This window comes from Flavipsychrobacter stenotrophus (genome assembly GCF_002954265.1).
Classification (GTDB): domain Bacteria; phylum Bacteroidota; class Bacteroidia; order Chitinophagales; family Chitinophagaceae; genus Flavipsychrobacter; species Flavipsychrobacter stenotrophus.
In genome coordinates, this window is record NZ_PPSL01000001.1 from 1,037,059 (window position 1) to 1,063,118 (window position 26,060).

Genomic DNA, 26,060 nt, shown 5'->3' on the forward strand with positions numbered 1-26,060 from the left:
AAAATGAGGAAAAAGCTAAGGCGTGATGTTAAAAGTTAGTGTTTTGTTAGGACAGAAATCTGTAAATTCGCTTATAAATTAAAGTATATGTCACTGGGAATAGATAAAGAATTATTCGCGGCAATTAACAAGCTTAATGATGAGCAGAAGCAGGAAGTGCTTGCTTTTGTTGATGGCTTTTCGGAAGAAGGAAGTAAAGAATATGATAAATGGAAGGATGAGAGTTTTGTAGCTGAAATGGAAAATGAGTATAATTATTATTTGAATGGGGGTAAAATGGTATCACCTGAAGAACTACGAGAATCAATCGGAGAAATCTTTGCTAAGGCTAAACTGAAATGACTTATAATTTCACTATCTCCCCACGAGCTGCCACTCAATACCGGGAAGCCGTGCTTTGGTATATTGATAAGAGCATTTTAGCAGGCAGAAATTTTGATTTTGAGTTGAATGAAAAGATAAGAGAAATATGTCTGCATCCAACCTTATATCGAAATACAGTGAAAAAATTCAGAGAAGCAAATCTTAGAGTTTTTCCATTCACGGTAGTATACAAGATCGATGAAAAGAATCATTTGGTCATTATCACTTCTATATTTCACAACAAGAGAAATCCCATAGGAAAATACCCAGTATAAAAAATGGCAAACAGAATAACCCGCTTGCCATAAACCACTTTTTACTTTTTAGTTTTAAATTTTGAGTTTTTAAAACTCCCACCCAATATCCTTCCTGTAATACTTATCCTCGTATTGTAACAAGGCAGCGTTCTCATATGACTTCGCCAATGCGGCTTTAATATCCGAACCATAGGAGGTAATAGCCAACACCCTACCGCCATTGGTTACCACGTCACCATCTTTGGTAGTAGTACCTGCATGAAAAAACATGCTTCCCTGTACTTTATCAAAGCCGGTCATTACTTTGCCTTTAGCATAATCACCGGGGTAACCACCGGCTACCATCATAACCGCACCGGCAGCTCTACTGTCGTGTTCAATGGTCACTTCACTTAGCTTGCCTTCAGCCATTTTCAGGAACAAGTCTATGATGTCATTCTTCAACCTTGGTATCACTACCTCAGTTTCAGGATCACCCATGCGACAATTATATTCTATAACATAGGGTTCACCACCTACCTTTATTAAGCCAAAGAAAACAAAGCCTTTATATACAATATTTTCAGCTTTCAATCCTCTCACGGTTGGCTCAACCACACGGGCAATCACCTTATCCATGAAAGTCTTATCGGCAAACGGCACGGGTGAAATAGCTCCCATACCGCCTGTGTTCAATCCTGTGTCACCTTCTCCTATTCGTTTATAATCCTTTGCTTCAGGCAGTAGCACATAATTATCGCCATCGCAAAGCGCAAATACCGACAACTCTATACCATCTAAAAACTGCTCAATAACCACCTTTTCACTACTCTTGCCAAACTGAGCATCCATAACCATGGCCTTGAACGCGTCTACCGCCTCTTCAATATCAGATGTGATAACTACTCCCTTACCTGCTGCCAGTCCATCGGCCTTCAAAACTATTGGAGGCTGTGCCTGCCTTATATAAGCAACACCCTCTTCAAAACTATCTTTCGTAAACTCACGATATGCGGCAGTAGGAATATTGTGGCGCTCCATAAACTTTTTGGAGAATGCCTTACTACCCTCAAGTTGTGCACCATCTTTACTTGGCCCTACAACAACAATATGCTTTAATGAATCATCATTTTTGAAAAAATCATAGATCCCAGCAACCAAAGGATCTTCAGGACCTACCATTACTATATCAATACTCTTTTCAGTACAGATCTTCTTAATAGCCTCAAAATCCGTAACACCAACAGGAAGATTAGTGCCGTATTCAGATGTTCCGGCATTACCCGGAGCAATGTAAAAATCGCCGCACAAAGGGCTCTGTCTTATCTTCCAGGCAAGGGTGCACTCTCGTCCACCTCCCCCTAACAGGAGTATATTTTTCATTCCACTGCAAAAAAACTAAAAATTGCAGGACTTCGGTGAATATTTTTCTTTATTTTGGCAGTTCAGTTAAAACTTAATTATAGAAATGAGTAATCTACCTAATCAGGAATCAGGTTCAATGCTGGACGTACCGGGCGATAACGCTTCATCCGGTAAAGGCCACCCCAAAGGATTATATGTATTGTTTGTGACCGAATTCTGGGAACGATTCAGTTATTATGGTATGCGTGCCATATTTATCCTGTACATGACCAAAATGTTGTTGCTTGACAAAGCACTGGCTGCAAACATTTATGGTAGCTACACGGGTCTTGTATACCTTACTCCACTCATTGGTGGTTACATGGCAGACAGGTACTGGGGTAACCGTAAATCGATTTTTGTAGGTGGAACATTGATGGCTCTTGGACAGTTTATGATGTTCATGTCCGCAACATTTGCAGCAGGTGCAGACAAGGGATTGTCTATCACACTGATGTGGACCGGTCTTACAGCACTAATTTTCGGTAACGGATTCTTCAAACCAAACATTTCAACAATGGTTGGCCAGTTATATAAGGAAGGTGATGTGCGTAAAGACTCAGCATATACAATCTTTTATATGGGTATCAATGCGGGTGCGCTTATAGCTCCGCTTATCTGCGGTACTTTCACTGATTTTAAGTGGGGTTTCCTATGTGCTGGTTTGGGTATGATAGTAAGTCTTGTTATATTCTACATTACAAAGAACAAATACCTGGTATCGCCTGAAGGTCGTCAGTTAGGTGTTGGTGCTAACAAACTGAATGATGTTGCTCCTCCTGATGCAAGTGGTGCGCCTGCAAAGAGTGCTCCAGCATTCAGCAGCCAGCAGCTTACTATATTAATAGGTGGTATCATTGTAGCGTTCTCTGCGCTCTACTTCGGAGCAGGAATAGACGTTTGGGGATCCCTTATTTATGGCATGACCTTGATCGGACCTATCGTTATCATTACCGACAAAACACTTTCTAAGATTGAAAGAGACAGACTTTGGGTAATCATCCTGATCATGATATTTGTTATCTTCTTCTGGATGTGCTTTGAACAAGCAGGTGCATCTCTTACCTATTTTGCAGATGAGCAAACCAACAGGCATGTATTTGGCATGTTGATGCCGGCTGCTTATTTCCAGAGTTTTAACGCTGGCTTCATATTGATACTTGCGCCAATAATAAGCGCAGTATGGGTATATCTTGCTAAAAAAGGAGTTAGCCCTGCTGCACCTTTCAAGCAGTCGCTGGGTCTTGCATTTCTTGCTGCGGGCTTCCTGTTTATCGCTTTTGGCTGTAAGGTGATACCTGCTGATGGCGCAAGCATTCTCTTCCTGACTGGTCTTTACTTCCTCCATACTATCGGTGAACTTTGCCTGAGCCCTATAGGACTTTCTATGGTTAACAAACTGACTCCGGGAAGGTTCACATCATTGATGATGGGTATCTGGTTCCTGGCTATTGCTACAGGCAATAAGCTTGCGGGCACTATGGCGTCTTTGTACCCTGACCCAACTAACCCGGTACATCCGCATGTTTTGGGTTTTGAGATTAGCGACCTGCACAGCTACTTCATGTTGTTCGTAGGTTTCTCAGGTATAGCAGCAGTAATGCTGTTCCTATTGAGCCGCAAGCTGCAGAAGATGATGCATGGCATTTCTTAAGTACTGTTTATTATTGCAGTTATACAAAACAGCAGGAACCTCAAGTTCCTGCTGTTTTATTTTAAAACGGGGGACGAAAATGGGGATAAAAAAGTGAAGATTATTTTAGACCTTCATAGCTCAAAATAAAACAACCAATAACCCATGGAAGTAGTACCATCAGTAGCAGATGCCCAAACCATAGAAGAGATACAAAATTTTAAAGGCAAGTACCCTAAACAACTGTGGTATCTGTTCCTGTCTGAGATGTGGGAGCGGTTTGCGTTTTACGGTATGCGCGGTATGCTCACCATTTTTATGGTAGAGAAGTTATTGCTGAGTGAAAAGGATGCAAATCTACAATATGGCGCTACACAGGCATTCGTGTATACGCTGGCATTTGTGGGCGGCCTGTTTGCAGATAAAATTCTGGGCTTCCGGAAGTCTGTGTTTTGGGGTGGAATATTGATGATCATTGGTAGCTTCACCCTGGCGTGTATGCCGCAGGTTGCTCCTCATAACATATTCTACCTGGGTATCAGTTTTACAATTGTAGGTACCGGCTTCTTTAAGCCCAACATCTCCACAATGGTAGGGCGCTTATATAAAACAGGCGATACCCGAAAGGATGCCGGATTTGGATTGTTCTATTCAGGTATCAACATAGGTGCGGTACTAGGTGGCTGGGCTTGTATTCACGTAGCCAATACCTATTCATGGAATGCAGCCTTCTCCCTTGCCGGTATTGTTATGACTATAAGCCTGATCATCTTCTTGTTTACAAAGAGAACACTAAGCCCTATTGGATTGCCACCGGTTTCTGAAAAGCAACAGGCTAATGGCATTACAAAAATAGGCGCTGTTACCATAAAGGACATCATGGTGTATGCAGGATCATTGCTTTCTATTCCTCTTATTCTGATCCTGGTATCTAACTCTCAGTACACCGACTACTTTATGTATACTGTAGGGCCACTTACCCTGTTGTACATAGTGTACGAGATGTTCAAATACGGTACAGTAGAGCGCCAGAAATTAATGGCGGCTATGATATTCGTAATCTTCTCCATCTTCTTCTGGGCCTTCTTTGAGCAGGCAGGAGGATCGCTGAGCCTGTTTGCACGTTACAACCTTAACCACCAGATATTGGGTATGACTTTCGACCCTAACGAGGTCAATAACTCATCTAACTCAGTGTTCGTTATCCTTTTCAGCCCACTAGTTGGCCTGCTATGGTTGTGGTTGAGTAAGCGCAAGATAGAGCCTAATACAGTAGTGAAATTTGGTTTGGGCTTCCTGTTTGTAAGTGCCTCCTTTTACATATTTTACTATACCCGCTTCTTTGCAGATGCAGATGGCAAGACATCGTTGAACATCTTTACACTCGCCTACCTGGTAACTACGATTGGTGAATTGTGCCTGTCTCCAATAGGGCTTTCTATTATGACCTCTTTATCACCAAAGCCTTTGCATGGTGTAATGATGGGTATGTGGTTCCTGGCCAGTGCATATGGACAGTACGCTGCGGGACTACTTGGTGCTGGTATGGCTACAGCCAATGATAAGGCACCGCTGATGGAAAAGCTAACATCTTACACAGAGGGCTATAAACATCTTGCGCTCTACGCATTAATAGCAGGCATTGTACTTATTGCTATTTCGCCGTTGGTGAGGAAACTGATGCATGAAGTGCATTAAAAACTTAAAAGTAATAAGTGAAAACTTAAAAAAGCGGTTAAATGATGCCAGTCATTTAACCGCTTTCTATTAAATACTACTTTTGTCTAAACATAACTAGTCATGCCGCACATACCACATACCGAAAACCACTTCCGTAGCTCAGAGATGGTCACAGATATCGTTATTGGCATGAGCGATGGACTGACGGTACCTTTTGCCCTGGCTGCAGGTCTTAGCGGCGCCGGTATTGGCACGCACACGGTCATTACAGCAGGCTTTGCAGAGATAGTAGCCGGATCTATTGCTATGGGACTAGGCGGCTACCTTGCAGGGAAAACAGAGATAGACCACTACAACTCTGAACATGCCCGCGAGGTATGGGAAGTAGATAACCTGCCTGAAAAAGAGAAAGAAGAAGTACGAGAAATATTTGCAGATATGGGCATGAGTGAGGCCACTCAACATCTTATTGTAGAAGAGATGAGCAAGGACAAAGCAAAGTGGGTAGACTTTATGATGCGCTACGAGTTAGGTCTTGAAAAGCCGGATGTACGGCGAGCACGCAATAGCGCCTTCAATATTGGCGTTTCATATATTGTGGGCGGCCTCGTCCCCCTTACACCTTACTTCTTTACAGATACGCCGTTAGAAGGGTTGAAATACTCGGCGGTGATTACCGTCCTTTGCCTGCTGGTATTCGGCTACTTCAAGGCAAAAGTTACTGGTCAAAATCCGTGGGCGGGTGCCGTGCGGGTAGCCATAATAGGTTCCGTTGCTGCGGCGGCAGCATTCCTTATCGCAGGTCTGTTCAACAAGTAATTTATTTGTGCTTCGGCGGCATTGTTTTTATATAATTATTCAAACACACTGCCATGAAAAAGATACTGGTCGTTAGCGCGCTCTTACTACTACAGACATTGTCTTCTTCAGCACAGCATGCAGTAAAAGGCAAAGCACATAAAAATCCTGCTCATAAGGCTGTTAAAGCAGTAACTATTAATCCATCAAGAGGTATAGTAGACAACAAGTATTCTTATTACAACACCGAAAGAGGAGGTTACATTTTCTATGACAATGGACGCGAATCATTTGTCCCCTCACTGCCTATCGTTCCTGAAAACAACTACAACATCAGAACATCCATCCCCCTGTGCAGAAAGCTTGACCTGGATCTGTATCCTCAGCAACACTACCCTAATTCCAAACTGGTACACCCTGACCAAAATACCCACTAGCAGTATATTTTAACTCCCATCGCAAAATAGAAAGTTAAATTCTGGCACGCTAATTGTTATTTAACGATTACCAAACAATTTAACCAACTAAACTCTATGCGATGTCAAAAAAAATGATAGCTGCCCTTGCGGTAGCCTTAACAGGCATTCTTGCGTGCAACAAGAACTACAACAATGCACCAACAACTACCTACTCTTCCATTAAAGAAGCGTTCGCCGACCAGGCTCCTAAAGCAAAGGTCGTAACCATCAATGCGGCTACAGGCGGCTCATTCAGAGGCAACAGTGGCACCCGCTATGTGTTCCCCGCTAATGCATTCAGAAATAGTGTGGGTGATGTAGTAACCGGTGATGTGCAGATTGAAGTAAAAGAATTTGTTGATAAGAGTGATATGATGTTTTCGGGAGTGTTACCGGTAACTACAACGCAACCATTGATATCAGGCGGTGAAACATCTGTAAATGCGACACAGAACGGGCAGGCGCTGACCATGGCTCCGGGCGTTACATTTCAGGCGAACATGCCTCAGGTTCACAATGGCGACACAGCCGCAATGGATGTTTTCACAGGTCACAAAGATGCAAATGGCAATGTGGTATGGACACAGAACGACCCTGCATCAGGCGGTGGTATTTCCTTTAATGGTGACACAACCGTTATCACTAATGACAGCATGGATATGTGCAATGCAGATCGCTTCCTGTCTAGCCCCAACTATCAGTCCTTTTACGTAACTGTAACCACATCCGATGGTGCTGTTGTTTCGAGTGACTTGTCAGGGTATACTTTATATGACGATTATAATGGCGTTTGGCCAATGTACCATCAGACTACCGCAACAAAATTTAACGAAGGGCACGTGCCTGATATAGCTGTACATTTTGTGGTTGTTGGTCTTATCAATGGCAGGTTTTACGGCGGCATCAAAGGTGCAACGCCAGCCAACGACTCGACCTACAATGTAGTGTTGAAACCAACTACTCCGGCAGCTTTTAAGCTATTGGTGAAGGCGTTGTAAATTATTACTACTACTCCTACTTATCAAAGGATGCCACGGAGGTATCCTTTTTTTTTGTGGATCAAAACATCTTACAAAATAACTTAAATAAACATTTAGCAAATTTAATATTAGTCGTATATTACAATGTGATCACTATTAAATAACTGATAATTACTCTTTACAATGAATAAAAAAGTACTAACATCTTTGGCGGTAGCCGGCACTCTTATAGCATTTGCTTCGTGTTATAAAAACGACAGGAAAGATCCTACCTACAGCTCTATCAGCGATGCTTTTGCATCTTTTGCGCCAACATCAAAGACCGTTGATATGGACGCTGCAACAGGCGGATCTTTCAGAGGTAATAGTGGCGCACGATATGAGTTTCCGGCTAATGCTTTTGTAACAAGGTCAGGCGCAACTGTTGCCGGGACTATAAAAATTGAAGTGAGGGAATGCCTTACAAAATCAGACATGTTCTTCTCTGATTTATTGCCTGTTACCGACTCTGAGTCGTTGATTTCTGCCGGGGAAGTATATGTACATGCAACGCAGAACGGGCAGGAATTATTTCTTCAGCATGGTGTTGCCTATGCTGTGAATTTGCCACAGAAAGGTACCGTTATTCCAGGCATGTCGGTATTCCATGTATCTGGCGACTCAATAAGAACAATTAATACTGTAGCTACTACTGAGTTAAATGCAAAAGTCAAATGGAGGCCTGTATATCCGGTTACTCCTCTCACCTGTATAATTTATAATGGAGATACTGTTAAAATGTTTAACGACAGTCTTGAGTATGGCAATGCTGATAAGTTTATGTCCAATCCTAATTATCAAACCTTCCAGCTAAGTCTTACAACTTCAGATGGATCTACCCTTCCTGACTGGAACAATATTGATAATGTTGTTGAAGCACGATGCCTGTATGACGGATTAAACGGTATATGGAGAATGAAATGGTCATCAGATGGCATTATATACGAACATCACGTCCCCGACATCCCTGTACACTTTGTAGTTACATCCATTGTCGATGGAAGATTCTACGGTGGCATACTCGCAGCCATACCAGTTACCGGCAGCACCTACAATGTAGTCTTACAGCCAACTACCCCATCAGCTTTCAAAACACTTATAGACGCACTTTAACCACAACACTCAATTGAAGCACAAAAAAATGCCGTCCCAAATAAATGAGACGGCATTTTTATATGCTTTAGAATAATCAAAAACCTATTTCTTAGCACCCTTTGCAGCAGCAGCAGCAGCATCAGTTTCAGCCTGGCGGAGAGCACGGGTTGTAACTACAGATGCCATAGGGATACGTGGAGAGTTAAGGATTTCCATGTGTTCTTCCTTTACTTCTTCAACACGCACGTTACCATGCAACTGAAGGTTCTCGATGTTTACTTCGATAGCTTCCTTCAGGTACTTAGGATAAGTACGGATGTTCAATGACTTCAACTTCATTTCAAGACGTCCACCATCTTTTACACCCTGTGGCTGACCAACATACTTAATAGGTAATGTAGCGATCACCTTCTGACCTTCTACCAGTTCCAGGAAGTCCATGTGGTTCAACGCGTCTGTAACAACGTCGAACTGGATGTCCTTAACGATAGTACGGTAAGTCTTTCCTTCAATGCTGATCTCAGCGATCTGGAATTCCGGTGTGTATACCAATGTACGGAAAGCCATAACAGGCGCGCTGAAATGGATAGTTTCTTTACCGCCGTAGATAACGCCAGGTACTTTTTCTTCAGAACGAATCTGGCGTGTAGCTTTCTTGCCCAATTCGCTTCTTAATGTTCCTTCAATCTTTACACTCTTCATTTTTAGTGTTTTGTTTCTTTCACCGCCGGTCGGATACCTGTCTAACATCCGGTCGTTGAAATCATTTTTAATAATAAAGGTTCCCGTTGCGGGGACAGGTTTTGTTGTATAAACAGTCGTTAATTTTTTTAGTTAAATAGTCAATTAGTTAAATAGTTAATAAGGCAATACTCAGCCCTTTTAACCTATTACCCTTTTAACATGTTATCCTCTCTTAGTACTTCATATTGCTATGAATGAACAAAGAGCTGATAGATTTATTTTCAAAAGTATTCCTGATAGCTACTGCAAAGAGCTCAGCTGTCGACAATACTTTTATTTTAGGCGTTTGTTTCTTCAATGGTATTGTATCGCAAACCACTAACTCTTCTAAAACAGAATTAGCTATATTCTCGTATGCATTTCCGCTCAAAACAGGATGTGTGCAACATGCCCTTACAGATAGTGCACCCTTCTCCATAAGCATTGCGGCCGATTTACAAAGTGTACCGGCAGTATCGCAGATATCATCTATCAGTATTACATTTTTGCCTTTTACATCACCAATTACAGTCATGCTGGCAATCTCATTGGCACGTTTACGCTGCTTATCGCAGATAACCATGTCCACCTCAAAGTACTTAGCTACCTCACGCACTCGGTTAGTACTTCCTACGTCAGGGGCCGCAAAGATAAAGTTTTCCAGCTTTAGTTTTTCAATATAGGGAATAAAAACTGCAGATGAGTCCATGTGATCCACCGGAATATCAAAGAAACCCTGTATCTGCGGAGCATGTAAATCCATGGTGATCACACGATTAGCACCTGCTGTGGTGAGCAAATTAGCTACCAGTTTAGAGCCAATTGCCACACGTGGCTTGTCTTTTCTATCCTGACGGGCAAAACCATAATATGGAATTACCGCTGTGATATACCCTGCAGATGCTCTTTTACAAGCGTCGATCATCAGCAAAAGTTCCATAAGATTATCTGCAGGAGCAAATGTCGACTGTATAAGGAACACGTATGCGCCACGCACCGATTCCTGTATTACAGGCTGCATTTCACCATCGCTGAATTTCTGAATGCTGATGTGGCCAAGCCTTGTGCCATAGCTCTCAACTATCTTTTCGGCAAGATATCCAGATCCGGTACCCGAAAATATTTTTACTGAAGAATCAATATGCTGCATATGGGCGGCAAAGTTAAGATTGCAAAATGGATTTTGTACCCTAAAATTATTTTTTTCTTAAGTTCTTTTACCCCTACCCTATAGTTATATAGACGGATAATAGGGAAGATTACCCCGCATGCATTAACTTTGCCGCCAAACACGTCGAAAACAAGAGAATGTATACTATAAAATTCAATTTTGAACAAAAAGGACTCACGCCTGTGATCCTCGAAAATGTAGCCCCGGGTCAAAGTTTACTTGAAGTAGCACTGGATAACAATATAGAATTGCACCACAACTGTGGTATGGTTTGCGCCTGCAGTACCTGCCATCTGTACATGGAAAAAGGTGATGAATTTGTACCGGAGATCACCGATAAAGAAGAAGACTTTATAGATCGCGCACGCAATCCCCGTATCAATTCAAGGCTGGGTTGCCAGTGTTTTCTTGGTGAATGTGAAAAAGGCTTTATCGAAGTAACGCTACCTGATCAGTCCATGATTCACGGTGATTAATTCAAGTCAAAAGGTAAAAGTAAAAAGCTCAAAGTGTTGTATGCAACATATTTTAGTATCTGGATTAAAAACCTTTCGATTAAATAACATTTATTTTTTACCACCTATAACTTTTGCCGGTATTCACAAGACCGTGCACTTTTAGGTTTTGACTGCTAACTTTTAACTTAAAAAATTATATGGCTCATTTTGAACCACCAATAAACTGGACCGATTTTGAAGACATTTCCATGAAACTCTATGAGCGCTTTGGCGATGATTTCGGCGAAAGCAAAATATACAGAGTACGCTTTACAGAACTGCTTGACTGGGTAATGGAAATACCCAATTTCGCCGGCAAGCGCGAAGCCTGCAACGAAAGCTACCTGGAAATGATACAGAGTGGCTGGGTATACGAATGGAGAGATAACCAGAAATAATTTGGCAATTCGGTAATTTGACAATTCGACAATGAAGGGGGATGTGATGCATCTCGCTAAAGACGAACATCAAAATTTGGGACATATCAAAGTCCACTTACCAGATTGCTGAATTACCTCATTGTCAAATTGCCGAATTGAATAATTGCCAAATTGAACGAAATGAACATCCTCGAACTTTTTGCCCCGATAAAGACTTTTGTATTTGATGTTGATGGCGTGCTCACAGAAGGCAACCTTTTGCTTACTGAAGACGGGCATATGCTGCGCAGTATGAACATAAAAGATGGCTATGCCATGCAGTTGGCCATTAAAAAAGGCTACAAAGTATGGATCATTTCAGGTGCCAGGTCTGAAGCCGTAAAGCTGCGCTTGCACGGATTGGGCGTAACAGATGTACATATAGGTATTGACAGCAAAAAAGAAGTGTTGCACCAGATGGCGCTTACTTACGGCACCGACTATGGCCATGTATTGTACATGGGCGATGACATACCCGACTATGCTGTAATGCAGCTATGCGCACTTCCCTGCTGCCCTGCCGATGCTGTACCAGAGATTAAGCACGTATCAAAATACATATCTCCACTTAATGGCGGAAAAGGCTGTGTGCGCGATGTAATAGAAAAGGTACTCAAGCTCAATGGAGACTGGGAGCTGCCTGCTTAAAAAATAACACGGCAATTATACTGGTCGAGGCAGCTCGATTCGACCTGATCAATACAAGTATCCAGCTTGCGAAAACACCTACAACCGACGTATCAACCGGTGGTAGATTTTTTACCTTATTGCCTGTAGATAACACATACCTATGCAATCACCCGCCGATTATTACCAACAAAAGAAGAAAGAACTAAATACACTTCTTGACCGCATAAAAAAAACGGGAGACCGACTGGCGATGGGGCGCCTTTGGATGGCGATAGCTGGAGTAAGTGCTTTTATCTATGCATTCCGTAATGGCGAAAGCTGGCAGTGGTGGTTATTTGCTGCAACAGTTGCGGGTTTTCTGGCGTTGGTAAGATATCATACACAGCTAACGGAAAAACAAGAGGAACTACGCATACAGTTCACACTCATAGATAATGAGCTTAAAGCATTGCAAGGCGATCATAGCGCCTTTCCTGATGGAGCCGAGTACACGAATGTTGCCCACCCCTACACTTACGACCTAGACATTTTTGGTAAAGGTTCAGTTTATCAATTACTATGTCGCTCAGCAACCCGTGGTGGCGCCAGGCAATTAGCCGAAAATTTCGCTACGCTTTTCCAGTCTAAGTCCGGCATAGCAGATCGCCAGGAAATCATAAATGAGCTAAGCACCTTGCCCGATCTGTTGCAGGATTTTCGTGTGGCAGGAGCCATTGAGAAAGAAGGCGATCATGACCAGAAGCGCCTGTCTGATTGGCTGAATGGAGAAGATGGCTTTATCAATAATACCGGCATAAAAGCCATTACCGTTACTATACAAGTATCTGCTATCGCACTTATAGCCTGCACAGCTTTATCAATCGCTCCACCCTCATTTGTTTCACTGTTCATCATACTCAACTGGGTAATACTGGGTATCTATCAAAAGAAGATAAAGAAGGCAATAGCACAGATAGGCAACAGCGAAGCGTTCATAGATAAATTCGAGCGCCTGCTCTCCCAGCTTGCCACCAATGACTTTAAAGGCCAGTGGCTGCAAACTGCCGGCGCACAGGCAAAGCAATCTTTGAAAGGGATCAAACAATTTAAAAGCTTGTTACGACTGCTCGACAGTCGCGACAATGTATTCCTTGGTCCGGTCCTTAATTCCCTCTTCCTGTTTGATCTGTACTGCATGCTGCGGCTGGAAATGTGGCGTAAAAAGCACAAGGCCACTTTGCTAAACGCACTCGACACAGTAACCACTGTTGATGTTTATGTAAGCTGTGCAGTATACACGTTCAACAATCCCGACAACATCTACCCCACACTTCACGAAAGTGGTAACATCATTATCGCAAAAGACTTGCGCCACCCGCTACTGCCACCAGCTACCGCAATTGGCAATGATGTGAATATTGGCAAAGATGAGCAATTCTACCTGCTTACCGGAGCCAATATGACAGGCAAGAGTACATTTATCCGTACTATAGGTGTCACCAATGTGCTATGCAATATGGGCGTACCATTGCCGGCTAAAGAGCTATCTATGCCTATTATAGACATGTACACATCTATGCGTATTACAGATTCCGTGCAGGACGATGTATCTTATTTTCGTGCCGAACTAAACAGGATTAAATCTATTATGGACGTGGTAAGAACAGCCGATCGTCCTTACCTGGTACTATTAGACGAACCCCTCCGCGGCACCAATTCTACCGACAAACAACAAGGTACCCGCTCTATAGTTGAGACACTCCTCACCTTTCATGCCATAGGCATTGTAGCCACCCACGACACCGGCCTCGGCGATATGGCAACACACTACAAAGACAAGGTAAGCAACTACCATTTCGAAAGCAAGGTAGAACCCAACAGATTATCTTTTGACTTCAAGTTAAAGCGTGGCGTATCAACATCCAACAATGCCACCATATTAATGAAGCAGATGGGGATAGTAAATTAAGGGGAAATTCCTTCATCAACTATATTATCATATATTTAAGCAATTTTAAATACAAATTATGTTTAAACCTTTTCACTATTCGCTTTTAATTGCGATACTGTTTCTGTTGCCCTTTCATTCCAACAGCCAGGTAATGACCACCTTTGCGGGCAACGTTTCTTCGGGAGGAACTAATACCGGCGATTATGGTGCCGCTACTGCCGCCGGACTAATTAATTGCCGTGGTGTAGCCTTAGATCCGTCAGGCAATGTGTACATCATCAGTGGCCATGTTATACGGAAGGTAAACTCTTCCGGCATAATAACTACCTATGCCGGTTCTACAAGCACCTATGGGTTTAGCGGCGATGGCGGACTTGCCATTTCCGCCAATTTATACACGCCATCAGGTATCGCATTCGATGCGGCTGGAAACCTTTATATAGCCGACGCCGACAACAACAGAATAAGGAAGGTAAACACATCGGGCTACATATCTACAATAGCAGGCAGCACATTTGGCTTTAGTGGCGATGGCGGTGCTGCTGGTTTATCAAAATTGGCTCGCCCCGAGGGAGTTGCGATAGACGCAACCGGGAACATATACATTGCTGATGGCGGAAATCAACGTATACGCAAAATAAACACTTCCGGCATCATCTCCACCATTGCAGGTAATGGCCTTACAGGATTCGCCGGTGATGGCGGGGCTGCCACCAGCGCAAGATTTCAGACACCAAATGGAATAGCGGTTGATGCTTCAGGCAATATTTATGTTGCCGATAATGGTAACTTCCGCATTCGCAAAATAAATACGAGCGGTATTATAAGCACTGTGGCAGGAAATGCATCAACTGGCTATGGCGCAGACGGTGTAGCAGCAACAGCTACACCTTTAAGCATGGTAACGGGAGTGGCGGTAGATGCATCGGGCAATATCTATATCCCTGACTGGATCAATTACAGGATAAGAAAAGTATCAGGAGGTATAATATCTACAATAGCCGGCATCGGCATCGATGGTTATTCAGGTGATGGCGGACCTGCAACCGCAGCAAGAGTAAGCCGTACTGAAGGCATAGCTATAGCACCTTACAACAATATCTATATAGCAGATGCGGGTAATAGTGTGATCCGGAAAATTCCATGCCCGGGAGGCACTGCTACTATTGATCCAATTACCGGAGCAGCTGGCTTGTGTCCCGGAACCGGTTTATCTCTAAGCGAAACTACTGTTGGTGGCACCTGGAGCAGCAACGCTCCTTCCATTGCTACCGTTGACATTAATGGCAATGTGTATGGCGTAGGTGCCGGCACAGCTACCATAAGCTATACTGTTACAAATAGCTGCGGACCGGCATCCGCAACAACATCAATAACTGTAAATCCACTACCCAACGCAGGAACAATTACCGGCCCCGGAAGCATCTGCATACCCACATCCATTACATTGAGCAGTACAATTACGGGAGGAATATGGAGTAGCGCTACCCCCGCAATAGCATCGGTAAATGGTACCGGCACAGTTACAGCACTTTCTGTCGGAACAGCAACCATCAGTTACGCATTGACTAACAGTTGCGGCAGCGACACCGCTATGCATAATATAACGGTTTCTGCAACAGCACCGCTAGTGGCAGGTATTGCGGGACCATCGGCGGTATGCCCGGGAAGCAGCTATACGCTTACAGACGCCACGCCAGGCGGCACATGGACCTGCAGTAATACCACGTTGGCAACAATCAGCAGTGCGGGTATTATTTCTGCTATCCTATCCGGTATAGATACATTTAGCTATGCAGTCAGCAATGCATGTGGCACCACTGTTGTATCTGCAGTTGTGACCATACAACCCACATTTACAAACAATATAATAAACAGGATAGCCGGAGACATGTCAACTGCAGGAAGCTCACCAGGAGACGGCGGACCGGCACTGGCGGCTGATATTGATGTTATAGCAGGCATTACCACAGATGATACGGGAAATGTATACCTGGCAGACCAGAATAACTTTTCTATAAGAAAAATAAATACAGCAGGTATAATCGATGAATATTATCATGCAGGAACTATAACTGGTGAAGAACCATCCTCTCTGGCATTTGACGCATCAGGAAACTTATACATCACCAGGAGCAATGCAACAACAGTGAAAGTAACTACCGGTGGTATAGCTACTACATGGGGGCCAGGTAGCCCATTGAGTCACAAGGGGATATGCTTCGATGCCGCGGGCAACTGCTATATTGGCGGAGGCTCCGCTCATAATGTAATGAAAATATCACCATCAGGAGTGCAATCTCTTTTTGCCGGCATTGGTAGTGTTGGCTATTCAGGCGATGGAGGCATGGCTACAGCAGCTGAATTGGGCATCGTTACAGATATTACTATTGATGCGGCGGGAAATCTTTATATTGCCTCCGTTAACCCCAGCTTCCCGGCACACAACGTTATACGCAAGGTATCTCCATCTGGTATTATAACCACAGTCGCAGGCACAGCAGCAACCGGTTTTTCAGGAGATGGTGGGCCGGCAACAGCTGCAAGGCTAAACGATCCTGAAGCTATCGCTGTTGACCATGACGGAAATCTACTTATAAGCGATTATGTAAATTTCAGGATAAGGAAGGTGGATATGGGTACCGGCATTATATCTACTATTGCAGGTAGTAGCGCCTCAGGATATTCAGGTGATGGAGGACCAGCTTCAGGCGCAACATTTACGGACGTTTTCGATTTAACTGTAGATGCAATGGATAACATTATTCTATCGGACTTACAATGCGTACGCAAAATAACCACACATGCTGCCGGTTATATAACGGGCAACAGCACGGTTTGCCTGGGCACTACTGCTACCTTGCACGACACTGCGTATGCAGCATATGGTTCATGGTCTTCCAGTAACCCGGCTATAGTTGCTGTAAATAGCACTGGTGTAATAACAGGGCTTGCGCTTGGCTCTGCTACTATTACCTATACCATTACCAACAGCTGTAGTGCAGACTACGTTACCAAAGTCATTAATGTAGTTACGGTACCTGTTAGTGGTGTAATAACGGGAGCATCTTCTCTATGTGCAAATCAGTCTGTTACTTTATCGGCTTCCACTACAGGTGGAGTATGGACAAGCAGCGCGCCAACAATAGCATCAGTAAATACCACCGGTGTAGTACATGGCAATACGGCCGGCATAGCAATCATCAGCTATACAGTTACCAATACATGTGGCATTAGCATTACCACAGATACCATAACAATAAACCCGATGCCACTGGCAGGAATGATATCAGGACCTCATACAGTTTGTACCGACTCTATTATCGCATTATCTGAAACTGTGACCGGCGGTGGCTGGAGCTCGACTAACATAAGTATTGCCACCGTAAATAGTGCAGGAAATGTGAGAGGTATGAGTGCAGGGACAACTACTATCAACTATAGCGTGTCAAATGCATTTTGTTCATCATTTACAAACTATACCATAATTGTAAGCGACTGCAGTCATACAAATGTGGCATCAACGTCGGCAGTTACTGCAGCCATGACAATAACACCGAACCCCAACAATGGCCTGTTTATATTCAATTTAACTTCTTCCTCGCAAGAAACAGTAAGCGTTACTATTACCGACATTACAGGAAGAAAAATCGCAACATACAACCTGGCCACCAACACGCCCTCAGAAATTATCCTTAACGAGTCTCCGGGCATCTACTTCCTCACGGCCATCACAAACAGTAATTCATTTTCAGCTAAGATCGTAGTGACCAGATAAAGACACTTTCAGTCCACTACCTAATAGCAATGCCCCGCCTTCCGGCAGGGCATTGCTATTAAATATTTATCGTAGAAAAACACCGCACTCCGCTCTCTTTCTCGCTCTCACCTTACTTACCCCACATTGCATTAGCAGTAGCCGGGAATGGGAAAGTGATCTCATTAATACCTAGTTCAAGTTTGTTTACTATTTCCACACCCTGCATCAATGAATGATCCTGGTTGCTTACCTCATACTTCCAGCCACCAAAACGGCCACGGCTGTAGATGTCCAATTTATCCAACTCAGGCACAACCTTATTGATCGCCTTATCCCTATCTGTAGAAGGTGTTGGGTAACCATAATCTAGCGACTTGTACCAAACCGAGATAATGTCCTCACGGCTCTCGATCAACTTGGTGTTCAGCATACCCTGTATGGTCTCTTCAACTATCGTGTCTGCATTTACCGGCTTGCATTCGCTCTGGCTTACTTCTGCCATCAGCGACCAATGCTGGTTGATATCCGGTACGTTATTAGGACTATAATTAGAGAACACCGTAACCCTGTAGAATGGACAATTATCCTCAGGGAAATACATCCAGCACTTGGTTTCAAGATCTGGCGCTGGCTTGCCCTTCAATCCTACACCTATGATATGGGTAGTAGAATGTTTCAGCAGCTTCACTACTTCCTTATGCGCATCATTACCATGCTTCAGCTTATGCACCAGTATGTCCATAGGCATAGTGTTGATCAGCTTATCGTAAGTATGTGTACTGCCATCTGCACAGTAGATGGTCTTTGTCTTTTCGTCGATCGTTTCTACATGACTACCGAAGCGGAATTTATCATGGCCGATCATCTTAGCCACGCTCAACCATATAGCACCGGTACCACCATATTTAGGGAACTGGAATGTACTGTTAGGCCCCCATGACACATCCTCGATATCGAACAGTATATTCTTTGAAACTTTTTCAAGGTCAGCTATTGCTACGCGCTCACCTATCCACGTATAACTCATCATTTCCGGAGGAAATGCCCATACCTTAAAGTTGTAGGGAATCATGAACACATCGGCTATACCCTGCCCCAGGGTAGCTATGATCCATTCACGAAAGTTAGCGGGCTTTGGGTAACTAGCACTCTTATATTCCTTGATCAATCCCTGCAGGCACTGCCACATTTCTTCTTTAGGTAGACAGCGAATATTGTTCTGGAACGGATAGGGTACAAAACGATCGCGGATCCATACCCACGATTCACGCTGGTGATTCAACCAACCGTCTTCGCCAAGCGCCTTCATCATCAGGTCATCAAAGTACTTGTAATGCGAGAACTGCACATGGCCACCAATATCCCAGGTAAAGCCCATATCATCCACAAAACTGGTGGACAATCCACCGGCTGTCGGTTCTTTTTCCAGCACTGTAAAATCTTCCACGCCCAATTCCTTAAGCCTGTAAGCTGCACCCAGACCCGTAGGGCCTGCTCCAATAATGATGTATTTATGATGAGACATTCGGTAAAATGTAATTTTTTAATAGTAAAATGCCGGACCCTATAGACCGGACATATTGCGCTTCTTAACAGTAAATGCAAAGCTGAATAATTCCCTCGCAGAGCGTACACATACTTTCAACAGTTTCAGCTTAATGATAGACACCTGCCCTGTCTCGCGCTCTTTGTGGGTAACAGGTATGAACATAAGATCATTACCATCTTTCTTAGCCATTACAGTAAGAAAGATATTTGGTGCAAACGGACGTCCCGGAAGGTCATTGATCAGCATCTTCAGGTATTTACCTTTTATCAACCTGTATGGAATGTTAGAATCGGTAACTAATACCCTGTAGAGCATAAAGATAATGACACGTACTATTCGGGTAATGATCAACCTGTTGAACTCATCATATCTCTTCTTGCGGTAACCCAGCAGGAAGTTAGATTTGGTGCGGTTCTCCCACAATTTCGGGAAATCTTCGGGAAGGAACTGGTTATCGCTATCTACTTGGAATACCCAGTCAGGGTCAAATTTAAGTGCTATTGAATAACCATTAAGCACTGCTTCACCATGACCACCATTTTGTTGATGTACTATATGCAGATAGGGGTATTTAGTAGCTATTTCATCCAGTATCTTAGGCGTATTATCCCTCGATCCATCATTAACAACCACTATTTTAAATGAAACATTTTTGAGATACCCGTTCAGGAAATTACCCCACGACGTAAGCACTTCTTCAATACATTCCTGCTCATTATATACCGGTATAACGACTATTAGCCCGGTTTGCTGATATTGCATGTTTTCTTTGTTTTATAGGTATATCTATCCACCCCCACAAACAGCAGGAAGTCGATCGCGGGGCTAAAATATAAAAAATGGATGGATTATTTGTAAAATAATATCCACAATTTACTTTTTTATCCAGTTATTTATAGACTGTGCATTCATATCCCGGTAACTCACCTTCGTTTCCACATTACCATTATTAACCCAAAGTATAACAGGAAATACGCCTCCGGTATATTTCATAAAAAGATCCTTATCCATGCGCACATACGGGAGGTCCTGTGCATTAGATGCCTTCCAGAAATCCGTCAGGTCGCTGGTAGTACCTCCGATGATCATAAAAAACGGCAGGTCCGGGTATTTTTGCTTCATCTGGTGCATCTTCAAAGCAGCATTTCTGCAATGAGAGCATGACGGACTAACAAACGCAATAACATACTTACCTTTTCTAAGTTCTACAGCGGGTATTGGTGTTTTCCCTCCCACATACATGGGTGTCAGGTCAAGCTTAGTTGGTGTATCAATAGAAATAACGAACAATATAAATGGCAGAATGAGCATTGTGAGAGATATAGACCCTATGGCTATACCAGCCCAAAGCCCTTTGATACCTTTATTAAATTTCAATAAGATACCAATCGCCCCCAGTATCAACACATTTTTTATAAGAGACGTTGATGGGTTCATCCATATAGCATCGCCAAAACACCCGCAGTTTACGTTATTCCCAAAGGCTACCCATAGGTAAATAAGGTACAAGTTAAATACCATCAGCAACCAGAATGCGCATTGTAATACCCATTTACGCATTCCATAGATATTGGCAGCAATCAGCAAACCCATACCTGCCTCCAGCCCCACAAACAAACGGGCAGCAATGGCAGATAATAACCACGGAAAATGCAGGTATTCCACCATGGTCGCCTCAAATGTGTAGATGGGAAATGCCTTGCTATAGGCAGAATACACAAACAACCCTCCGGTGGCAACAGACAGCAAGATCAATAAGGCCCTTCGTGTAGCGTTCATTATTCGTTATGTACCGGCAAAAATAGTGTTTTATAGAACTAGCCTGCAATTATCATAATAAAGCCGCTTTCTGTCTGGCAGAAAAGCGGCTTTACACTATACCTGTGGCTCTAAATTACAGATGGCAGGTAGTTCCTCCCGGGTATGAATTGTTGGCCTGAGTTTCATAATTGTCGCAGGTATTCTTAGCATCAGGTAATGTCACATCATTGATCTGGTGTGCATCGGTAGTAGAAGCAGAACCTATTACAGTTGTACATGTACATGTATAATCTTTTTTGCAAGACCCAAAGGCCATAACGCCTATCAAGGCTGCGATCATTATCAATTTCGTTTTCATGGTCGTTGTTTTTATTTTGTTATGCTTATGGTATAAACAAAACTGTGCCAACGCCCCAAGCTAAATATCAAACGATAACTGAACCCATTTTCTTTTTCCGCACATTCACTAAAAACTCCTCAAATTGTGGCAGCGTAAAACTACTCAGGTTATGCTTAGCAGTAAGACCACCCTTCTGCCCGATCATAGCGCCATAATAAACATCTTTGTAACCGTTGATACTGTGCGCATCCGGGTCAATTGACAGCAATACTCCCTTCTCAATAGCATATTCTATCCAGCGCCAGTCAAGATCCAGCCTGCGCGGATGGGCATTGACCTCTAACACCACATTATATTCGGCACATGCATCAATGATCACCTTATGATCGAGCGGATACCCCTTACGTGACAACAGCAGTCTGCCTGTAGGATGCCCCAGTATAGTAGTAAAAGGATTGGCTATGGCTTTCAATACCCTGGTCATGGCCTTCTCTTCGTTCATCTTCAGGTTGCTATGCACACTGGCTATTACCAGGTCAAAAGTGTTGAGTACAGATGATGAATAATCGAGGCTGCCATCATTCAATATATCAGCTTCGATACTCTTAAATATCTTAAATGGCGCCAGCTTTGCATTGATAGCATCTATCTCGGCATGCTGTTGGGCTATGCGTTCAGGTGTCAGTCCATTAGCATAGAAAGCAGCCTGCGAGTGGTCACTCAGCACCAGGTATTCAAAGCCATCTTTAATGGCGGCCTTGGCCATCTCCTCTATTGTATTCTGCCCGTCGCTGTAATTAGAATGCGAGTGTATGATGCTCCTGATATCTGCCTTTGTAATGAGCGTTGGCAGGGCGTTAGCAGCAGCCTTATTCAATACCCCGGCTTCCTCCCGCATTGGCGGAGGAATGAATTGTAAGCCATTCATTGAAAAGATCTCTTCTTCTGAAGCAACATTTTCCGGCACTTTATATTTTGCATTAAAACCATCTATAAAACCATCTATAAATGCTTCACTACCGGTTGTCGTAAATAACTTGCTATAAAAAGTTTCTTTAGTCACAAAACGGAATGCCAGCTTGGGGCGCATAGTTACAGTTATGTGCAATACATCATCTGCTATCACCTCCACCAACACATCTTCGCTTTCGGCAAATTGTTTCCTCAGAATTGTTTTATCCAGGTCAGTTATGATATCCACCGCATCTAACACTTCTACCTGCCTTCTGGCGGCACCAGACACTGAGAACAGATTATTGGGGAAGTTGGTGCGCAATGCGGCCACAATACCCTCACCTACCGCTACGGCATCAGACCACAGAAAGAAGCCTTCATTCTGCTTCAGGTAGCTGATGCTCTGCAATATACTTTCCTGCGTTTTGGCCCCAAACCCTTTTAGCGCTACCAACCTGTTCTCATTACAGGCATATTCCAGTTCACCTACCGACTCAATACCCAGCTCCTTCCATATAACCGATATCTTCTTGGGCCCCAATCCTTTGATGGCCATTATATCCAGTATACCGGGAGGTGTATTGGCAATGATCTCTTCCAGTACCGTCATGCGGCCGGTATGTATAAGTTCCAGTATTTTCTTACCAGTCGACTCCCCTATGCCCTTCATGTTAAACAGCTCCGCTTCATCAAGTGTAGACAATTCCACACCTAGCTTATCTATGTTATAGGCCGACACTGCATAGGTTTTGGTTTTAAAACTATTTTCGCCATGCAGGTCCATCAGCTTAGATAAAAGCTCAAATTGGTCGGCTATTTGTTTGTTGGTCATGAGTACAAAATTGGGAGGGTAAAGGTAGGTGTGTTGGGGCAAAAGTAAAAGAGTGAAACATATGCACTCTTTTATATCTTGCGGTAACCAATACACCAATGATGCAACGCATTACCTCCATCTTAGCTATTTTCGTTTTCCTGTCGGCCGCGGTAAGCGCCCAACACATAACCATCGGCACCTACAATCTCCGCTACGACAACCCCGCCGATGCTGGTAACCTTTGGAAAGATCGCGCACCAACAGTCGCATCGCTCATTAAGTTTTATGACTTTGATATACTCGGCACACAGGAAGGCTTAAAGAACCAACTCGACGACATCAGCACTGCCCTACCCATATATGCTCGCTATGGTGTGGGCCGCGATGACGGTATTGATGCCGGTGAACACTCAGCCATTTTCTTTAAGAAAGATCGCTTTATATTGAAAGACAAAGGCGACTTTTGGCTATCTGAAACACCCGACAAACCAACCCTTGGCTGGGATGCCACATGCTGCAAGCGTATCTGTTCATGGGTACAGCTAAAAGACAAACAATCGGGCAAGATGCTGTGGGTATTTAATGCCCACTATGACCACCAGGGCCAGATAGCCCGCGAAGAAAGCAGCAAGCTGATACTAAAAAAGATAAAGGAAATAGCCGGAGATAATATAGTCATACTCACCGGAGATCTTAATGGTGGGTACAGCACAGATTGTTACAAGATCATAGCCACCTCAGGCACACTAAAAGATACTTATGAACAGGCAGATCATCCTTATACCAATAACCCCTCATTCAATGGATTTGGCAAGCAGATAGATGGCAGCGATATCATAGACCACATCTTCACGACCAAACATTTTAAGATTAAACGTTGGGGTATTTTGTCAGACACCTATCATGGCAAGTATCCTTCCGATCATTTCCCTGTGTTGGCCGAGGTAGAGTATTGAAACGAGATTAAAATACTGGCTTCGTTTTACACACCTGTTAATTATTTCAGCACGGCAGTACATATATAAGATGTTGCGGCTGCTAATTGGCTAGTTTTATCAAAAACAGTACTACTTATGAGTGCCATTATAGGTTACGGCATTACCAAATTGCTGGATTATGACGCTTCTTTTAATATTAAAGCAGATTTTCTAAAAAGCTTTTTTAAGTTGGGCTATAATGATGGTTTTTATGAAATAATCGATGCCCGTAATGAAGCCGGAGATGTCATAGCAGATGCAAGATTATTTACTTTGTTCGGCAATAACATAAACGAGCGACCCATTCCGTTCAATATACCCGATACCAACAGAATAAATGCATGGCGTAATGAGCGTCAATCAATAGACTATGATATGTGGGATAAGCTGGACAGCGTGCAGGTATTTGTACCTAACGCTTACAAAGAAGAGCCATGGACAATAGACATGCAGCCAATTGGAAGAGTAAAATTTGCCCCTGCTCTTTATGGACTGGAAATTGCGCGGAATATGATGGAAATAAGAAAAGGAGTAAACAAAGACCTATGGAAAGGGGTGTACGAAATGTTTTGCGGCGCTTTCGATCATAACCTCATTCTTATTATTACTCACTAAACATATTCACCTATGTTAACTGCTTTAAATCTGCACGAAAAATTAGCACAATCATAGCAAAAAGCTGCATTGCAAATTCCATATATTTACATCACTAAAAAACAACTAGCCATGGGCATATTTGATAAACTGAGAAATGAATTTATTGATATAATTGACTGGCCCGACCAGGATGCTGAGACCCTTGTGTGGAAGTTTCCCCGTTACCAGAATGAGATAAAGATGAATGCGAAACTCACTGTGCGGGAAGCCCAGCAGGCCGTGTTCATTAACGAAGGTAAGATTGCCGATGTATTTCAGCCGGGCATGTACACGTTGCAAACGCAGAATATGCCTATCCTGGCTACACTCAAAGGCTGGAAGTATGGCTTTGACAGTCCCTTTAAGGCCGATGTGCTGTTTGTAAGCACCCGCCAGGCTATAGACCAGAAGTGGGGAACGAAAAATGCCATTACCCTATCCGACGACCGCTTTGGCATGATAGAGCTGCGTGCATTTGGAACCTATGCGTTCCGGGTCACCGATGCCGGCAAGTTCATTAAAGAAATAGCAGGCATAGAGCAGGAATACACCACCGAAGAAATAGGCGGACAACTGAAAAGCATCATCGCTACCAGATTTACAGCCGCGGCAGCAAATGATATTCCGATTGAAAAATTCGCGTCAAACCTGGAAAGCCTCTCGGCTATCATCCTTGAAAAACTAAATGCAGACTTCGACGACTACGGACTCAAGATCACCAAATTTATGGTGGAGAACGTGTCTATGCCTGAGGAGTTGAAGAAGGAGATCTTCGAATACTCCCGCCTGAATAAGGTAGATATGCAGCAATTGGCACAGTTGAAATCTGCCAAGAGCATTGAGATAGCTGCGGCCAACGAAGGAATAGCAGGAATGGGTGCCGGCTTTGGCGCGGGGCTTAGCGTAGGTAATATGATGGCCAATTCCCTGAGTCAGGCATCTTCAGCAACACAACCACAGTCAAGCTCTACCCCTCCGCCACTGCCTACACCGGTGCAGTATTTTACAGGTATCGATGGCAAGCAGGCAGGTCCTTATGATTTCAACCAGATCATACAAATTATACAGAATGGCACCATCAGGCGCGAAACAATGATCTGGAAAACGGGCATGGCCGCATGGGCAACAGCAGAAAGCATCAGCGATATAGGCACCCATTTCAATAATGTGCCACCGCCTTTAGGCTAGCTCTAACCAATCGGCACCGATCACG

24 protein-coding genes are annotated in these 26,060 nt (G+C 43.5%); 16 read left to right on the top strand and 8 right to left on the bottom strand.

Annotated features, from left to right (window positions below; translation table 11 throughout):
* Positions 1 to 87: 87 nt before the first annotated feature.
* Positions 88 to 342 (top strand): hypothetical protein, encoded by a 255-nt coding sequence (locus CJD36_RS04645; RefSeq protein WP_105037921.1) that lies wholly within the window; start codon positions 88 to 90, stop codon positions 340 to 342.
* The gene (locus CJD36_RS23940; RefSeq protein WP_105037922.1) at positions 339 to 638 is read left to right on the top strand and encodes a type II toxin-antitoxin system RelE/ParE family toxin; all 300 of its coding nucleotides are present in this window, start codon (positions 339 to 341) and stop codon (positions 636 to 638) included. The genes CJD36_RS04645 and CJD36_RS23940 overlap by 4 nt, the downstream gene beginning before the upstream one ends.
* A gap of 69 nt (positions 639 to 707) precedes the next feature.
* Here CJD36_RS23940 and purD read toward each other — a convergent pair whose 3' ends face one another.
* Positions 708 to 1,982: a phosphoribosylamine--glycine ligase gene (gene purD / locus CJD36_RS04655; RefSeq protein WP_105037923.1), complete on the bottom strand. Its 1,275-nt coding sequence runs from the start codon at positions 1,980 to 1,982 to the stop codon at positions 708 to 710.
* An 85-nt stretch (positions 1,983 to 2,067) separates the two neighbouring features.
* Between purD and CJD36_RS04660 the strand changes: the two genes are divergently transcribed.
* The 6 genes from CJD36_RS04660 (at position 2,068) to CJD36_RS04685 (ending at position 8,704) form a co-directional block, all read left to right on the top strand.
* Positions 2,068 to 3,657, top strand: coding sequence for a peptide MFS transporter (locus CJD36_RS04660; RefSeq protein WP_240609291.1), 1,590 nt, complete (start codon positions 2,068 to 2,070; stop codon positions 3,655 to 3,657).
* Positions 3,658 to 3,801: 144 nt separating this feature from the next.
* Positions 3,802 to 5,334 (top strand): peptide MFS transporter, encoded by a 1,533-nt coding sequence (locus CJD36_RS04665; protein WP_105037924.1) that lies wholly within the window; start codon positions 3,802 to 3,804, stop codon positions 5,332 to 5,334.
* Between the two features lie 102 nt (positions 5,335 to 5,436).
* Positions 5,437 to 6,135 carry a VIT1/CCC1 transporter family protein gene (locus CJD36_RS04670; RefSeq protein WP_105037925.1) on the top strand — a complete coding sequence of 233 codons (699 nt, stop codon included), beginning with the start codon at positions 5,437 to 5,439 and terminating at the stop codon, positions 6,133 to 6,135.
* Positions 6,136 to 6,188: 53 nt separating this feature from the next.
* Positions 6,189 to 6,551 carry a hypothetical protein gene (locus tag CJD36_RS04675; protein WP_105037926.1) on the top strand — a complete coding sequence of 121 codons (363 nt, stop codon included), beginning with the start codon at positions 6,189 to 6,191 and terminating at the stop codon, positions 6,549 to 6,551.
* 101 nt (positions 6,552 to 6,652) lie between these two features.
* The gene (locus CJD36_RS04680) at positions 6,653 to 7,570 is read left to right on the top strand and encodes a hypothetical protein (protein WP_105037927.1); all 918 of its coding nucleotides are present in this window, start codon (positions 6,653 to 6,655) and stop codon (positions 7,568 to 7,570) included.
* 165 nt (positions 7,571 to 7,735) lie between these two features.
* On the top strand, positions 7,736 to 8,704 hold the full coding sequence (locus CJD36_RS04685; protein ID WP_105037928.1) for a hypothetical protein: 969 nt from the start codon (positions 7,736 to 7,738) through the stop codon (positions 8,702 to 8,704).
* Positions 8,705 to 8,788: 84 nt separating this feature from the next.
* Here the strand turns inward: CJD36_RS04685 and CJD36_RS04690 are convergent, their stop codons facing one another.
* A complete protein-coding gene (locus CJD36_RS04690; RefSeq protein WP_105038065.1) occupies positions 8,789 to 9,388 on the bottom strand; it encodes a 50S ribosomal protein L25 in 600 nt (199 codons plus the stop codon).
* Between the two features lie 214 nt (positions 9,389 to 9,602).
* Positions 9,603 to 10,559: a ribose-phosphate pyrophosphokinase gene (locus CJD36_RS04695; protein WP_105037929.1), complete on the bottom strand. Its 957-nt coding sequence runs from the start codon at positions 10,557 to 10,559 to the stop codon at positions 9,603 to 9,605.
* A gap of 158 nt (positions 10,560 to 10,717) precedes the next feature.
* Here CJD36_RS04695 and CJD36_RS04700 point away from each other — a divergent pair, with 158 nt between their 5' ends.
* The 5 genes from CJD36_RS04700 (at position 10,718) to CJD36_RS04720 (ending at position 17,834) form a co-directional block, all read left to right on the top strand.
* The gene (locus CJD36_RS04700; protein WP_105037930.1) at positions 10,718 to 11,056 is read left to right on the top strand and encodes a 2Fe-2S iron-sulfur cluster-binding protein; all 339 of its coding nucleotides are present in this window, start codon (positions 10,718 to 10,720) and stop codon (positions 11,054 to 11,056) included.
* A gap of 179 nt (positions 11,057 to 11,235) precedes the next feature.
* The gene (gene iscX, locus CJD36_RS04705) at positions 11,236 to 11,475 is read left to right on the top strand and encodes a Fe-S cluster assembly protein IscX (RefSeq protein WP_105037931.1); all 240 of its coding nucleotides are present in this window, start codon (positions 11,236 to 11,238) and stop codon (positions 11,473 to 11,475) included.
* Positions 11,476 to 11,637: 162 nt separating this feature from the next.
* Positions 11,638 to 12,144, top strand: coding sequence for a KdsC family phosphatase (locus CJD36_RS04710; RefSeq protein ID WP_105037932.1), 507 nt, complete (start codon positions 11,638 to 11,640; stop codon positions 12,142 to 12,144).
* Positions 12,145 to 12,286: 142 nt separating this feature from the next.
* Positions 12,287 to 14,074: a MutS-related protein gene (locus CJD36_RS04715; RefSeq protein WP_105037933.1), complete on the top strand. Its 1,788-nt coding sequence runs from the start codon at positions 12,287 to 12,289 to the stop codon at positions 14,072 to 14,074.
* Positions 14,075 to 14,132: 58 nt separating this feature from the next.
* Complete coding sequence (locus CJD36_RS04720; RefSeq protein ID WP_105037934.1) at positions 14,133 to 17,834, top strand: NHL domain-containing protein; 3,702 nt, start codon at positions 14,133 to 14,135, stop codon at positions 17,832 to 17,834.
* A 112-nt stretch (positions 17,835 to 17,946) separates the two neighbouring features.
* On the opposite strand, the gene CJD36_RS04725 is transcribed toward CJD36_RS04720, so the two are convergent.
* The 5 genes from CJD36_RS04725 to CJD36_RS04745 all read right to left on the bottom strand — a co-directional run bounded on the left by CJD36_RS04725 (position 17,947) and on the right by CJD36_RS04745 (position 23,252).
* On the bottom strand, positions 17,947 to 19,341 hold the full coding sequence (locus CJD36_RS04725) for a protoporphyrinogen/coproporphyrinogen oxidase (protein ID WP_105037935.1): 1,395 nt from the start codon (positions 19,339 to 19,341) through the stop codon (positions 17,947 to 17,949).
* A 39-nt stretch (positions 19,342 to 19,380) separates the two neighbouring features.
* Positions 19,381 to 20,127: a glycosyltransferase family 2 protein gene (locus CJD36_RS04730; RefSeq protein WP_105037936.1), complete on the bottom strand. Its 747-nt coding sequence runs from the start codon at positions 20,125 to 20,127 to the stop codon at positions 19,381 to 19,383.
* A gap of 111 nt (positions 20,128 to 20,238) precedes the next feature.
* Positions 20,239 to 21,144, bottom strand: a complete 906-nt coding sequence (locus CJD36_RS04735) for a MauE/DoxX family redox-associated membrane protein (protein WP_105037937.1) — start codon at positions 21,142 to 21,144, stop codon at positions 20,239 to 20,241.
* 115 nt (positions 21,145 to 21,259) lie between these two features.
* Positions 21,260 to 21,484 (bottom strand): hypothetical protein, encoded by a 225-nt coding sequence (locus CJD36_RS04740; RefSeq protein ID WP_105037938.1) that lies wholly within the window; start codon positions 21,482 to 21,484, stop codon positions 21,260 to 21,262.
* Between the two features lie 67 nt (positions 21,485 to 21,551).
* Positions 21,552 to 23,252 (bottom strand): DNA polymerase/3'-5' exonuclease PolX, encoded by a 1,701-nt coding sequence (locus tag CJD36_RS04745; RefSeq protein WP_105037939.1) that lies wholly within the window; start codon positions 23,250 to 23,252, stop codon positions 21,552 to 21,554.
* A gap of 98 nt (positions 23,253 to 23,350) precedes the next feature.
* On the opposite strand from CJD36_RS04745, the gene CJD36_RS04750 reads away from it, so the two are divergent.
* The 3 genes from CJD36_RS04750 (at position 23,351) to CJD36_RS04760 (ending at position 26,035) form a co-directional block, all read left to right on the top strand.
* A complete protein-coding gene (locus tag CJD36_RS04750; protein ID WP_105037940.1) occupies positions 23,351 to 24,190 on the top strand; it encodes an endonuclease/exonuclease/phosphatase family protein in 840 nt (279 codons plus the stop codon).
* A gap of 117 nt (positions 24,191 to 24,307) precedes the next feature.
* Entirely contained in the window at positions 24,308 to 24,826 is a 519-nt protein-coding gene (locus CJD36_RS04755) for a hypothetical protein (RefSeq protein WP_105037941.1), read from the top strand.
* 111 nt (positions 24,827 to 24,937) lie between these two features.
* Positions 24,938 to 26,035 carry an SPFH domain-containing protein gene (locus CJD36_RS04760; RefSeq protein ID WP_105037942.1) on the top strand — a complete coding sequence of 366 codons (1,098 nt, stop codon included), beginning with the start codon at positions 24,938 to 24,940 and terminating at the stop codon, positions 26,033 to 26,035.
* Positions 26,036 to 26,060 lie beyond the last annotated feature (25 nt).